This is a genomic window from Pseudomonas sp. FG98 (assembly GCF_057808595.1).
The window spans coordinates 1-13,055 of record NZ_JBMDIJ010000121.1; the positions used below are offsets into that span (position 1 = coordinate 1).

The window sequence follows — 13,055 nt, forward strand, 5'->3', positions numbered from 1 at the left end:
GGCGCTACGACCCGGGTACCCGGCGCGTGCGGCAGTCGCCGGGGTATGGCTTCGACATGTCGTTTCCCGGTAGCGGCGGCTCCATCACCGTCGACGAAGTGCGCCTGTTCAACGGCTCCGGCCAGCGCTACGACTGGAAGATCGTCGGCAAGCGCGAGATGTTCATCCCCTACAACGCCTACCGCCTGCACTCGCCGAAGCTCAAGTACGCCGAGCTGCTGACCCCGGGGCATATCAATCCGGACGCCATGCGCTATGAACGGCATCGTGTGTGGGAGCTGGAGGGCACTCTCAAGCCCGGTTATCGCCACCTGTACGGCAAGCGCAAGTTGTATATCGACGAGGACACCTGGTTCCCGATGCTCGCCGACAACTACGACAACCGTGGCGAGCTGTGGCGTACCTCGATGGTCAACTACTTCTACGCCTACGAAACCCAGGGCCAGCAGGCCGGGGTAGGGCTGTACCACGACCTCAATGCCGGCTCGTACCTGGCCTTCAACCTGATCAACGAACAGCGCAATGGCTACCAGTTGAACAAGCCGGGGTTCAGTCCCAAGGACTTCGGACCTGAGGCCGCGCGGCGCTTCGGGCAGTAACCCGCAGGTCTTCCGGGCCTCATCGCTGGCAAGCCAGCTCCCACAGGTCCGTTGCATGCAGTACCTGTGGGAGCTGGCTTGCCAGCGATGAGGCCCGGGAAGAGAACTAGTCCGAATGAAGGATGAACACCAGGCCGTTCCTGCCCAATCATGCCCTCATGAATGCCCCCTGGATCACTAGGGGCAATCCTCACCCAGAGTTTCCAGCAAAGGAAAACAACATGACGAAACTCGCTGAAATCTCCCTCGACAACGCCCAGCGCACCCATCGCTACGCACGCGGCTGGCACTGCCTGGGCGATGCCGCCGACTACCGTGACGGCAAACTGCACACCCTGAACATCTTCGGCACCCGCCTGGTTGCCTTCGCCACCAGCGACGGCACCATCAGCCTGCTCGATGCCTACTGCCCGCACATGGGCGCCGACCTGTCCCAGGGCACCATCGAGAACGACCGCGTGGTCTGTCCGTTCCATCACTGGAAATACGACACCACCGGCAAGTGCGTGGAAATCCCCTACTGCAAGCGCATCCCGCCCAAGGCCAAGACCCGGGCCTGGCTCACCTGCGAGGTCAACAACCTGCTGTTCGTCTGGAACAACCCCGAAGGCAAGCCGCCGCAGGAGGGCGTGGTCATCCCGCACCTGGATGCGATGGACAGTGCCGAGTGGATCCACGAGTGGAACATCGACACCATGCTGATCGAGACCAACCCGCGCGAGCTGGTCGACAACCTGGTGGATGCCCAGCACTTCGGCCCGGTGCATGGCACCCCGACCAAGTACTTCTCGAACATCTTCGAAGGCCATATCGGTCATCAGATCTTCCACGGCGACTCCGAGCGCCTGGGCGGTGACCTGATCGCCGAATCCGCCTACTTCGGTCCGGCCACCCACTTCACCCACCTCAGCTCGATGTTCGGCGAAGACCGTATCCACGCCATCCTGCTCAACAGCCACGTTCCGGTTGGCCCGAACAGCTTCGAGCTGCGCTTCGGTTGCATGGTCAAGCGCGTACCGGGCTGGAGTGAAGAGCAAAACCAGGAAGTGGCCAAGGCCTACGTCATGGGCAACCGCGCCTCGTTCTACCAGGACGTGGATATCTGGAAACACAAGATCCGTATCGACAAGCCGGTCCTGGCCGAGACCGATGGCCCGGTGTACCAGTTGCGTGAGTGGTATGAGCAGTTCTTCACCGACGAAGAGCAGGTGCCGGCCAGCATGGCCGAGCGCCGCGAGTTCGTGACCGTCGATGAGCGTTGAGTGACCTGCGACCCGCCCGTTGCCGGGCGGGCCTGCGCCGGATTGCAAGGTGTGGAGAGAGCCGACAATGAAAACAAAAAGCCTTCTTGCCTGGTGTGTTCCGCTGTTCGTGCTGGTGTTCGTGGTGCTGACGGTACTGGTTTCGGTGCCGGCGGAGCCCTGGAGTACCAAGGCTTGCCGCCAGGTGCCGGGATGTGTGGCAGTGGTGCCGGCGTTTCAGGGGTGGCCGGGTGTGCGTTGAACCCGTTACCCCGGCGTTACCGCCAGCAAGCCGATAGCTCACTGGTCTTGCTTGACCCCCGAGTCCTTGCGCTCGGTCCCGCGCTGATCCAGTGTCTCCGGCCGCTTGCTGCGGTCTGTTCCGTCGGTCGTCGCACCGCCCTGGCGCCCGGGATCACTGCCTTGCATCCTAGGATCGGTACTCCCCGGCAGCGGAATCTCCGGTGGTGCGCCGGAGCCCATGGCCGGATTGCTCGGTGAGGTGTCCGGATTGGGATTGGTCGGCCCGGTATCGGCCAAGGCATGGCCGCTGAGCAGGGCACTAAGCAGCAGGGCCGCGAAGGCTGTGCGCTTCATGATCGAACTCCTTTTTCGCTGGGATACCTGTCATTGGGTAATCCCTGGCAAGGGAGGTGCGATTCTGACGCGCCGCGCGCCGACCAATGGCGCTATTCCCGCCCGCGCATGAAGAACCCCGCCACATACTTGCGGAAAGTATCGAGCCCCTTGAAATCCGCGTAGCGGCGGAAGTGCTCGACCTCTGGCTCCGGACCCATGGGCGTTTCGGTCAGGGAGATGGACAGCACCCGGTCCTGGTCGGAGCTGAGTACCAGTTCATCCATCACTTCGCCGCCGATCACCGGCCGGCGCATGGTCACCTTCACGCCTTTGCCGGCCATCCAGTCGATCAGCGAGACCAGCATCTTCAGCGGCTCGCGCTCTTCATCGCGGTAGACCGGGAACAGGTGCCCACGGGACAGCACCGGCACGCTGGCGACATTGACCAGTTCGTAGAAGTGGCTGCCGGCGGTGGTCGGCGAGTAGATCGCCAGGGCCAGCAGCGGGCCCGGGGTGCGGCTGCCGCCCCAGAGCAGGTGGTGGCCCTGGAAGTCGAAGCCGTCCTCGCTGCGCTCGTTGTAGACCTTGCGCGCCTTGATCTGGCTGACGCAGTCCAGCAGCAGGCCGTGGCGGCGGTGGTTGCCGAAGGCCGTGGATTCCCGCAGGCGCGCCTTGAGCATCATCATGTGCTTCATGTCCAGGCGGGTTTCCAGGTAGTTGCTGGCCGGCACCCGCTCGATCAGCGGGTAGCGCGCGGCGACTCCACGCAGTTCTGCGAACTGCCCGGTCAGGTCCTTCTTCAGGTGGGTGGCGTAGACGTTCAGGCCGCTGGCCTCGATCCAGGTCAGCAGCAGCGAGAGCAGGCGATGCTGCTCGCGCTTGTCGCCACTGCCGCTGTTACTGGAGGTGCCTTCCTCGACGCCGGCGCGGCGGAAATCGCCGATCAGGCGCAGCGGTGCATCCGGGGCCAGCCAGGCGGCGGGCGGGGTGTCCTGGGTGTCGTTGTCGCCGGCTTCGCGATCATCCCTGATGAACGGGCAGTCGACGGCGTGATCGGGCGTACCCGGGTTGTTCTTCAGGAACAGGGTGCCGGTGTGGCTGTTGAGGGTCACGTTGAGCACCGGCATGGCCTTCGCCTGGCAGTCGCAGGCCAGCCAGTGGCCGGCGGCGCGGATCTTCATCAGCAACTGGTTGGCCTGGAGCAGCCGCGGGCCTTCCAGGGTGCCGCGGTTGAAGCCGCGCAGCAGGTCGTCTTCGGCGGGGGTGAGGCTGCGCACCAGGGCGGCGTTCTTTTCGATGATTCGCATGGAGGTCCTTTTCGGCAGGCAGCGAAATTCATGCTGTCGCTGATGGCCTCATCGCTGGCAAGCCAGCTCCCACAGGGCCTCGTGGGAGCTGGCCGGCGATGGGGCGCACAACGGTCCTGCACGATAAATCAAATGAGCAGGAAATTAACCACCGAACATCTTCGCCGCCCGCGCGCGGATCTCTTCCACCGACAGGTCTTCCTTGTGGGTGGAGATGAACCACAGGTTGCCGAACGGATCCTTCAGGGTGCCGCTGCGATCACCATAGAACTGGTCCTGCACGGCGGACACCTGGGTGGCCCCGGCCTTGATCGCCTGGGCGTAGCGGGCGTCGACATCCTCGACATACAGGTGCAGACCGACCGAGACGCCCGGTTGCGACTGGCTGCTGACCAAGGATGCCTGGTCGCAGGGCTCGGCGAGCATGAGCGAGGAGTCGCCGATTTTCAGCTCGGCATGGCCGATGCGGCCGTCAGGGCCTTCGAGGCGGAACATCTCGACGGCACCGAAGGCCGCCTTGTAGAAGTCGATGGCCTGGTGCGCGTCCTTGATGCCCAGGTACGGGGTGATGCTGTGCATGCCTTCGGGGATGGGTTTTGCCATTTGCGTGTTCCTCCTGTAACGAAGCCAACGGGCAAGCCCGAAGCGAAATGCTCCGGGCGCAGGCCTGTATATTTGTACAGGAAAGGCAAAAGCGCAAATCGTTGTGCACCGTTGTGGGACAGGCGGGCGTCCATGCCCGCCGAGCGGTCGTCAGAAGATGTAGTCGGTGCTGATGAAGTTGGACTGGCGGTTGCGGATGATCTCGCTGATCAGTTCCTTGTTGCTGTCCTGGAAGCGTGTGGCCACCAGGGTGCGGATCGAGAACACGCGCAGCGCATCGTGCACCGACAGGGTGCCTTCGGCGGAGTTCTTGCGGCCATTGAACGGGAAAGTGTCGGGACTGCGCTGGCATTGCGCGTTGATGTTGATCCGCCCGACCTGGTTGGCAAAGGTGTCCACCAGTTGGCCGATCTGCGCCGGATCGTTGCCGAACAGGCTGAGCTGCTGGCCGAAATCGGAATCGAGCACATAGTCGATCACGCTCTGCAGGTCGCTGTAGGGCACCACCGGTACCAGCGGGCCGAACTGCTCCTCGTGGTACACGCGCATCGCCGGGTTCACCGGGTAGAGCAGGGCGGGGTAGAAGAACGAGCCACGACTATGGCCGCCGCCAGGGTTGAGCACCTTGGCGCCGTGTTCGAGGGCATCGCTGACCAGACCGTCGAGATAGTCGATCTTGCCTGGCTCCGGCAGGGGCGTCAGGGCCACTCCAGGCGCCCAGGGCATGCCCGGCTTGAGCGCGGCCAGCCTGGCCTGGAACTTCTCGAGGAAAGCCGGCACTACTTGCTCATGCACGAACAGGATCTTCAGCGCCGTGCAGCGCTGGCCGTTGAACGACAAGGCGCCGGTGATGCACTCGCCGACCGCATTGTCGAGGTCGGCATCGGGCAGGACGATGCCGGGGTTCTTCGCGTCCAGGCCCAGGGCGGCACGCAGGCGGTGCGGGCGCGGGTGGAGTTTTTTCAGGTCGCTGGCGGCCTTGTTGGTGCCGATGAAGGCGAACACGTCGATCTTGCCGCTGGCCATCAGGGCGCTGACGGTCTCGCGGCCACGGCCATAGATGACGTTGATCACCCCGGCCGGGAAGCTGTCGCGGAACGCCTCCAGCAGCGGGCGAATCAGCAGCACGCCGAACTTGGCCGGCTTGAACACCACGGTGTTGCCCATGATCAGCGCCGGAATCAGGGTGGTGAAGGTTTCGTTCAGCGGGTAGTTGTAGGGGCCCATGCACAGCGCCACGCCCAGCGGGGTACGGCGGATCTGGCCGAGAGTGCCCTGTTCCAGTTCGAAGCGGCTGGAGCGGCGGTCCAGTTCCTTGAGCGCGCCGATGGTGTCGACGATGTAGTCGCAGGTGCGGTCGAATTCCTTCTCGGCGTCCGGCAGGTTCTTGCCGATTTCCCACATCAGCAGCTTGACCACTGCCTCGCGCTGCTGGCGCATGCGCTTGAGAAAGCCCTCGACATGCTGGATACGCTCGGCCACGCGCAGGGTCGGCCAGGCGCCGCGGCCCTTGTCGTAGGCGTGCACGGCGGCGTCGAGAGCGGTGAGGGCGGTGTCGGCATCCAGCAGCGGGGCGCTGCCGAGGATCACCTGTTGCTCGCTGCCGTCCGCCTGCTTCAGCCAGACCGGGCTGCGCACCGTGGCCAGCGGCCCGTCCCAACGGCGCAGTTCGCCGTCGACCAGGTACTCGCGCTGCTCCAGCGGCGGGCCCAGGCGCCAGGCCTCGGGGATTTCCTCGGCAGTGGGAAACAGCGAATCCAGCAGACGATCCATGGCACGACACCTCTTTTTCTTTGAATGGGTGAAACGTTTCAGTCGAGCATAACGCCCGGCGATAAAAAAAAGCCAGTGTGGCTCAATATTGTTTTGCCATCGCCGATAACCCGTTAAACGGACGCAAGCAGCCGGCGTATGACGACAAGAATTCTGGTCCCGGACAGTATCCCGCAACGCCTTCCTTCCCGCGTGCGCTCTACCGCTTACCGCCTGCTCCCCATCGGTTTCGCCGTGATCGGCATCGGTCTTTCCGTAGCCCTCGGCCGGCTCGATGTGCAGCGCCAGGAAAGTGAACTGATCGCCAACGCGAGCATGCGCCTGTCGGGCATCCGCGCCGGACTGGAGGCGCAGATGCGCTCGGCCTTTGGTGAGACCGAAGGCATCGCCCAATTGCTCAGTGCCGATGGTGATATCTCCACGACACATTTTCATGACATGGCGCGCCAGGCCCTGGAGTCGGTGCCCTACATCCGCCATATCTCGGTGGCGCCGAACGATGTCGTTGCCGATGTCTATCCGCTGAACATCAATCACAACGAGCGCATCATCGGCCTCGATTACCGCGTGCTGCCATCGCAGTACCCGCTGGTCCAGCGCGCCCGGGAGAGCGAGGATGCGGTGCTGGCCGGCCCGGTGGAGCTGTATCAGGGCGGGCGCGGGCTGATCTATCGGCGCCCGGTGTTCCTCAAGGGACACAAGGGCGTGCGCCTGTACTGGGGCAACGTTTCGGTGGTGGCCGATATCGACAGCCTGCTGCGCGCTGCCGGGGTGGTCGAGGACTCGAACTTCCGCCTGGCCTTGCGCGGCGCCGATGGCGAAGGCGCGGCAGGGGCGATGATCTGGGGCGAGGCGCAACTGTTCGAGGATGCGTCGGTGACCCTCAACGTCGATGTGCCCGGCGGTACCTGGCAACTGGCGGCGCTGCCGCGTAGCGGTTGGTCGTCCTTCAGTCTGTTCGGCTCGCCGCTGTTTCTTTTCGCCTTGTGCACCACCGGGTTGTTCAGCGTCTTCGTCGCCCAGTTGAACCGCAGCAACCGTCTGATCAACCAGCGCAACGCCGAGCTCAAGCACTCCCAGGCCCAACTGGAGCGTCTGGCCCATTACGACGCCATCACCGGCCTGCCCAACCGCGTGCTGTTCCTCCGCCGGCTGGAGCGGGCCCTGGCTGCGCCACGGGTGCAGATGGCCGTGCTGCTGCTGGATATCGATGGCTTCAAGCAGGTTAACGACAGCCTCGGCCATGACCTCGGCGATCTGCTCCTGGAGCAGGCCGCGCAGCGCCTCGGTGCCGGGATCGGCCTGGACGACACGGTGTGCCGCCTCGGTGGCGACGAGTTCGCCTTCATCCTCGCCCGGGCCGACAGCCTGGACTACGTGGGCAAGGTGGTGGACGGCCTGTTGCGCGCTCTGCAGCGGCCTTTCGATCTGAAGGGCAATGCCGCGCTGGTCAGCGGCAGCATCGGCGTTGCCCTGTGCCCGGAGCACGGGGCTACCGCGGAAATCCTCATGCGCCATGCCGACACCGCGATGTACGCGGCCAAGGAGGGCGGGCGCAATGCCTGGCGCCTGTACCACGGCGACATGACCGCCCGCCTGCAGCAGCGCCTGGCCATGGAAAGTGCCCTGCGCCGGGCCCTGGAACAGCAGGAGTTCGAACTCTGGTACCAACCGCGCATCGACCTGTTCAGTGGCCGTGTCGAGGGCGCCGAAGCGCTGCTGCGCTGGCGCGATCCGCAGCACGGGCTGATTTCACCCGGCGACTTCATCCCCCTGGCCGAACGTACCGGGCTGATCATTCCGCTGGGCGAACTGGTACTGGAACTGGTGTGCAAGCAGGTGCGCCAGTGGCGTGACCGCGAGCTGCTGACCGGGCCGATCGCGGTCAACGTCGCAGCCTTGCAGATCGAGCGCAGCGACTACGTCGGCAGCCTGCGCCGTGCCCTCGAACGCCATGACCTGGCCCCCGAACTGCTGGAAGTGGAAATCACCGAAAGCCTGCTGATGGAGAGCCAGCAGCACGCCTGCGCGGTGCTGGCACAGCTGCAAGCGCTGGGGGTGGCGACGGCGGTGGACGACTTCGGTACCGGCTATTCGTCCCTGGCCTATCTGAAGGCCCTGCCGATCAATCATCTGAAAATCGACCGGGCCTTTATCAAGGACCTGCCCCATGGCGACAACGACGTGGCAATCACCCGGGCGATCATCGACCTGGGGCATGCCCTGGGCTACCGCATCACTGCCGAGGGCATCGAGACCCATGCCCAGCATCAGTTCCTGCGCAACGCCGGCTGCGATCACGGCCAGGGCTACCTGATCGGTCGACCGATGCCGGCGGAGCGTTTCGAACACTGGCTGGCGGGCGAGCGCTTTACCAGCGTGCAGTACTGACAGGGGTTACCACAGGGTCTGGCTGCCGTCGGCGATGCTGCGGGTCAGATCGTTGAGCAGGCGCTGGCGTTCCCGCTCCAGTTGCTGGCGCAAATGGTTGGCTTCTTCGAGGTACTCGCCTTCGCTGAGCAGGTTCTCGGCATCCAGCAATTGTTCGTTGGCCTGTTCCTGCAACTGATCGAACTGGGCGTGGTAGCGCTGTTCCAGATGACGGACCCAAAACGGCAAGCGCGGCTGACCATTGGCCTGCTCGGCGAGCAGGGCGTCGCGGCCCACCTCGGTGTTGCCATCGATCAGGCTCAGTTGGTCACGAAGCATGCTGGTCCACTGTCCGTCCAGTTGCCCGGCCAGTTCCTCGGCACCTTCGAGGATCACCGGCTCGCGGGCGGTCGGCGCGCTGCGCAGGCGTAGTTGCGGATCCCGTCCCAGGCGTTGCAGGGTCAAGGCACGAAGGGTTTGCAGCTCGCTTTCGCTGACGTGGGGCAGGCGTATCTGCAAGGCTTCGTCCAGGGCCAGGTTGCGCGCGGCGGACACCGCTACGCGCAAGTAGTGCTCGGTTCTCAGGCGGGGCGTGGCGAAGGGTTCCGGCGATTCCAGCTCGGCGAGCATCTCGTAGTGCAGCAACTTGCTGGCATCGATGCGCTGGGCCGTTTCCCGCGCCCGCGGGCTGCTCTCCAGCCAGCGCAACATGAACCACACCCGCCGCCGGGTGGTGAATGGCGCGGCACCGTATAGCGGCTCATCAGCGATGCCGCGCAAGTCGCGGCGGTATTCGAGCGGCATCAGGCGGCCGAGGCGCTCCCAGCAGGCCAGGGTGCCTTCGTCGGCGTCGAGCAGCAGGCTGGTGTAGTTGTCCTCGGCCACCAGCAGGTCGATGCCGGTGGCCAGGTAATGCTCGTCGATGCGGTTCATCGAGGCCTCGTCCAGCGGGTTGTGCTCAAGGTTCAGCGCCCGCTGTGTCGACGCCTCCAGGGTCTGCTCCAGCCCTTCCGGCAACTGGGTGATGTGGTTGGACGACAGGTCCAGGTGCTCCAACTGGTGCAGGTCGCCCAGGTCTGCGGGCAACTGACGCAGCGAGCAGTCGAACAGGCTGACTTCGCGCAGGTTTGGCGTCACCGAGAGTCGTGGCGGGTGGGTCAGCGGGTTGCCGGAGAGGTTCAGGTGCTCCAGCAATGGGTAGTCGGCCAGGGCACTCTGGGAAATCGATGACCAGACGATGTTGTTATCGGTCAGTTCGAGGACCTTCAGCCCCACGTTCAGCCCGACCGGAACATGACGCAGTTCCATGGCACTGGCGAACAGGGTGTTCAGCGAGGGCAACTGCTTTATCAGCAACTGCGGGATGCTGCGCAGTGGATTGGAGCCCAGGTTGAGTTCCTCGACATGGTCGAAGGCATCTGCCAGGTGCGGCAGGGTCAACAGGTCTTCGTCATCCAGGCCCATCGCCGACAGGTCCAGTTCGGTCGGATTGAGCTGGTTGCGCTGCCAGCAGCGAATCAGTGCGTCCCGGGCCACGGTACGCAGGGGCGCTTCACTGGCCCATTGGCCGAGGCTGGTGCGCAGGTATTCGAGTTGCCGCTCCAGCGCCCGCAGTTCCTGGTGCGGCACCTTGCCGTCGGCGCTCCAGGCATCCAGTGCGGTGCTGACCTGCACATCATCGGCATTGGGGAAGAGGCGCCGATAACGGCTGCGCAGGGGGTCGAGCGGCGAGCTGAAACGCGGGTAGTTTTGCGGAATCGGTGGAACATCGCCTCCACCCAGCAGCCGCCCCTCGTCGCGCCAGCCACCGCTGTGCCCGGACCAGACCAGGCCACGGGTACGCTCCGGGGTACGCTGCGCCTGTTCGACGAGGGTGTTCTTCAAGTCGCGCGGTGTCTGTTTCAATTCCGGCACGCTCTGCTCAATGGCCTCGAACAGATCCGTGACCGGCGCTTGCGCCTGATCGCCAAGCACCGCGCGATAGCCACCGGGGACCTTGAGGATCAACCGCACGTCGCCGGCAAAGCGCTCGCCGGCGCGCTCCAGCAGCGGCCCGGAGCGGTCACCGCCACGCAGTTCCAGGGTGCAGTCGCCGGGCCAGGCGGGCTGCTGCTCCAGGCTCAGCAGGGCCAGGCGCTCACTGGCCGGGAGGCTGCGCTCGGGATGGTAGAAACCCTCGAATACTTGCTCCAGCGGATCTTCTGCCGCGCGTCCGGCGCGTAGTCGTTGCAGGGTTTCCAGCAGCCGTGGCGGTATCGCTGAATGTTTGAGGTAGACGTCGAGCAGGGCGTCGCGCGGGATGCCGCTGATGCGGCTGGCGATCTCCAGTTCTTCGTCGCTGTAGTCCGCCACCTGGTGGCCGAGACGCCGCAGCAGGGTGCGCCGCGGCCATTCGAGGGGCTGCTCGTGGGCGCCATGCCAGGCGCCTTCGCCGTTGTGCTCCAGCAAAGGTTGCAGGGCGCCGGGGTTGGACGGATGGCGGATCTGCCAGCGTTGGCCGTCCTTGTGGGCTTGCACCTCGAAATGCCCCTCGTCCAGTTCCAGGTAGTGCTTGCCTGCGTGCTCGCGCAGGCCGAGGGCGTTGCGCGTGGCCTCGGCGGGCGGCTCCACGCAATAGGGCGCGAGATCGCCATTCCACAGGCGCGGCGTGCCGTCGGCACGGATGACCTCGATCAGCTTGCTGCCCAACTTGCCGGTGTAGTGCAGTGCCGCGCCGGTCGCTGCGGCAACGGCGATATTCAGCGCCACGGCCTTGGCATGCTCCAGGGCGGTGTCGATATCGCCTTGCTCCCAGGCTTCCACGCCTTCGTACACCTCACCGAGGATCTGCGCGGCGAACACCACCGCCATCAGGCTGCCGGCGGCGGGAATGAAGAAGGCTGCCACGCCCAGCACATCCAGCCCGACCGATTCCCAGTAGTGCAGGCGGCGCTTGCGGGCCTCCTCGTCGACCTCGGCACTGGGCACCGCCAGCAGCCGTGCTTCGTTGCGCAGGCGCCGGTGATGACGGTCCTGCAGCCAGGCGAACAGCTCGTCGGTGATCGGCGTATCGACCCAGTGCAGGTTGACCTCCGCCTCGATCTTCCACTGGCTATCGCGATCGCTGGCCAGGGTCTGACCGGTCAGGTTGTGCTGCAGGACCTTGGCAAAATGTTCGACCTTGTCCTGCTGGATGAAGCCCATGAAGGCCTGGCGAAATGCCGGTTGGCTGAAGTCCCTGAGCAGCGCGTGCTGGCAGTCGGCGAGGGAGTTGTGGTGTTGCAGCGGCTGGGGCAGGCCGGGGAGGTAGAGGAACAGCGCCTGGCTGTCGGCGGCGGGACGGATCACCAGGGCATCGAGAACGTCGATGCCGAACAGACTGAAGTGCGCGCAGCGCGGCAGTGGTGTCGTGGGCTGCGGCTCCAGCAATGCCTGCAACGCCGCATGATCCACCTGCGGCGTGCGCAGGCTGGCGATCAGCAGGTCGAGGCCGAACTGCTCGCGGCGCGCACGGATCGCCAGCGTGCGCACCTGTTCGCGGCCGAACACTGCATCCAGGTGCGCCTGATAGCGCTTGCCGATATCCAGTTCGTGACAGAACGCAGCGAACCGGGCTGCGCTGAACGGCAGGCCCAGGTAGTGGTAGCGGGGGTGGCCGTTGAGCGACGTGACCTGGAACTCGCCATCGATCGCCACCGACTCAGGCTGCATTTGCACATCCTTCTCGAAGTTCTGCATGGCGGCCTGGAGCAGGGGTTCGATCCGGTGCTCGAGGTGGAAGGCCAGGTACGTCCAGTTCCAGTCGCGGCTGAAACGCACGAAGTTCATGTTGTCGAGGTCGCCACGCAGGTCGAACTGCTGCTGCAGGTGGGCCGTCAACACCGCCTTGGCGAAGGTTGTGACGTTGCGCAGATCGGCCGTGGCCCGGGCCAGGGCGAAGGTTGTGGTGCGCAGTTTCTGTTGCGCCCGGGCCAGTTCATCACGCGCCTGCGGCGAAGCGCTGTGCAGCCAGGTGCTGTTGGAATGATCGTCGAGGTGCTTGAGACGGGCCAGTTGCTCTGGGTTCAAGTCGGACAGCCAGCGCGGCAGGTGTTCCTTGACCAGCAGATCGTGATACGCGGGATTGTTTGAAGACATGTGTGCTGCACTCCATGAAAGGGAGCGCAAGCACACAGCATGGCGGCTGCAGGGCGGTGGCACATAGTTGTTGCGTGGCGCGGCTATAGTGACAGGAACCCGTCAACTGCCGCCGAGGAACCCATCCATGGCCCTGATCAGTCGTGAAGTCTGGTGGTTCGAGCCACCCAAGCCCGGTCAGACCGAAGCCGACCTGCGCTGGGGCTTTCTGGAAATCTACAGCGACCGCACCACCCGCTTCGTCGACGAACGGCCGACGGACCGGCAGATGGCGGAGCGCAAGAGTTGCCGGCATTTTCCGAAGGTGGGGGAGGAGTGAACTTGCGTACTTGTCGCCAGTGAGCCGGGTACGTTTGTCGGGAGACCGCATCAAGGCTGCCAGGTGCTTGTCTTGATCCTTGCAGTGTTCATTAGATCGAGCGCCGCCCGCGCGGCGCATCGCTGGCAAGCCAGCTCCCACATTTGTT

At 64.7% G+C, this 13,055-nt stretch carries 10 protein-coding genes; 5 read left to right on the forward strand and 5 right to left on the reverse strand.

Features of this window, described 5'->3' with window-relative positions:
- The 3 genes from ACODSK_RS30640 to ACODSK_RS30650 form a co-directional block, all read left to right on the forward strand.
- Positions 1-599, forward strand: a 599-nt coding sequence (locus ACODSK_RS30640; RefSeq protein ID WP_489021608.1) for a DUF1329 domain-containing protein, incomplete at its 5' end; no start/stop codon positions are given.
- A gap of 221 nt (positions 600-820) precedes the next feature.
- Positions 821-1,861, forward strand: coding sequence for a 3-ketosteroid-9-alpha-monooxygenase, oxygenase component (locus tag ACODSK_RS30645; RefSeq protein ID WP_489021610.1), 1,041 nt, complete (start codon positions 821-823; stop codon positions 1,859-1,861).
- Between the two features lie 67 nt (positions 1,862-1,928).
- Entirely contained in the window at positions 1,929-2,102 is a 174-nt protein-coding gene (locus tag ACODSK_RS30650) for a hypothetical protein (RefSeq protein ID WP_489021612.1), read from the forward strand.
- Positions 2,103-2,140: 38 nt separating this feature from the next.
- Here ACODSK_RS30650 and ACODSK_RS30655 read toward each other — a convergent pair whose 3' ends face one another.
- The 4 genes from ACODSK_RS30655 to ACODSK_RS30670 form a co-directional block, all read right to left on the reverse strand.
- Positions 2,141-2,437, reverse strand: a complete 297-nt coding sequence (locus ACODSK_RS30655; RefSeq protein WP_489021614.1) for a hypothetical protein — start codon at positions 2,435-2,437, stop codon at positions 2,141-2,143.
- Positions 2,438-2,529: 92 nt separating this feature from the next.
- On the reverse strand, positions 2,530-3,726 hold the full coding sequence (locus ACODSK_RS30660) for a DUF8534 domain-containing protein (protein WP_489021616.1): 1,197 nt from the start codon (positions 3,724-3,726) through the stop codon (positions 2,530-2,532).
- 144 nt (positions 3,727-3,870) lie between these two features.
- Positions 3,871-4,329: a VOC family protein gene (locus ACODSK_RS30665; protein ID WP_489021618.1), complete on the reverse strand. Its 459-nt coding sequence runs from the start codon at positions 4,327-4,329 to the stop codon at positions 3,871-3,873.
- A gap of 150 nt (positions 4,330-4,479) precedes the next feature.
- Positions 4,480-6,102 carry an NADP-dependent glyceraldehyde-3-phosphate dehydrogenase gene (locus tag ACODSK_RS30670; protein ID WP_489021620.1) on the reverse strand — a complete coding sequence of 541 codons (1,623 nt, stop codon included), beginning with the start codon at positions 6,100-6,102 and terminating at the stop codon, positions 4,480-4,482.
- A 138-nt stretch (positions 6,103-6,240) separates the two neighbouring features.
- Between ACODSK_RS30670 and ACODSK_RS30675 the strand changes: the two genes are divergently transcribed.
- Entirely contained in the window at positions 6,241-8,493 is a 2,253-nt protein-coding gene (locus ACODSK_RS30675) for a putative bifunctional diguanylate cyclase/phosphodiesterase (protein ID WP_489021622.1), read from the forward strand.
- Positions 8,494-8,499: 6 nt separating this feature from the next.
- Here ACODSK_RS30675 and ACODSK_RS30680 read toward each other — a convergent pair whose 3' ends face one another.
- Positions 8,500-12,588, reverse strand: coding sequence for a dermonecrotic toxin domain-containing protein (locus tag ACODSK_RS30680; protein WP_489021624.1), 4,089 nt, complete (start codon positions 12,586-12,588; stop codon positions 8,500-8,502).
- Between the two features lie 127 nt (positions 12,589-12,715).
- Here ACODSK_RS30680 and ACODSK_RS30685 point away from each other — a divergent pair, with 127 nt between their 5' ends.
- Complete coding sequence (locus ACODSK_RS30685) at positions 12,716-12,907, forward strand: hypothetical protein (protein WP_489021626.1); 192 nt, start codon at positions 12,716-12,718, stop codon at positions 12,905-12,907.
- The last annotated feature ends 148 nt before the right edge of the window (positions 12,908-13,055 follow it).

What these genes read in the sequence shown, in the direction of transcription:
- ACODSK_RS30655 (WP_489021614.1), bottom strand. Translation starts at nt 2,437, where the DNA reads ATGAAGCGCACAGCCTTCGCGGCCCTGCTGCTTAGTGCCCTGCTCAGC.
- ACODSK_RS30680 (WP_489021624.1), bottom strand. Translation starts at nt 12,588, where the DNA reads ATGTCTTCAAACAATCCCGCGTATCACGATCTGCTGGTCAAGGAACAC.
- ACODSK_RS30670 (WP_489021620.1), bottom strand. Translation starts at nt 6,102, where the DNA reads ATGGATCGTCTGCTGGATTCGCTGTTTCCCACTGCCGAGGAAATCCCC.
- ACODSK_RS30665 (WP_489021618.1), bottom strand. Translation starts at nt 4,329, where the DNA reads ATGGCAAAACCCATCCCCGAAGGCATGCACAGCATCACCCCGTACCTG.
- ACODSK_RS30685 (WP_489021626.1), top strand. Translation starts at nt 12,716, where the DNA reads ATGGCCCTGATCAGTCGTGAAGTCTGGTGGTTCGAGCCACCCAAGCCC.
- ACODSK_RS30660 (WP_489021616.1), bottom strand. Translation starts at nt 3,726, where the DNA reads ATGCGAATCATCGAAAAGAACGCCGCCCTGGTGCGCAGCCTCACCCCC.
- ACODSK_RS30650 (WP_489021612.1), top strand. Translation starts at nt 1,929, where the DNA reads ATGAAAACAAAAAGCCTTCTTGCCTGGTGTGTTCCGCTGTTCGTGCTG.
- ACODSK_RS30645 (WP_489021610.1), top strand. Translation starts at nt 821, where the DNA reads ATGACGAAACTCGCTGAAATCTCCCTCGACAACGCCCAGCGCACCCAT.
- ACODSK_RS30675 (WP_489021622.1), top strand. Translation starts at nt 6,241, where the DNA reads ATGACGACAAGAATTCTGGTCCCGGACAGTATCCCGCAACGCCTTCCT.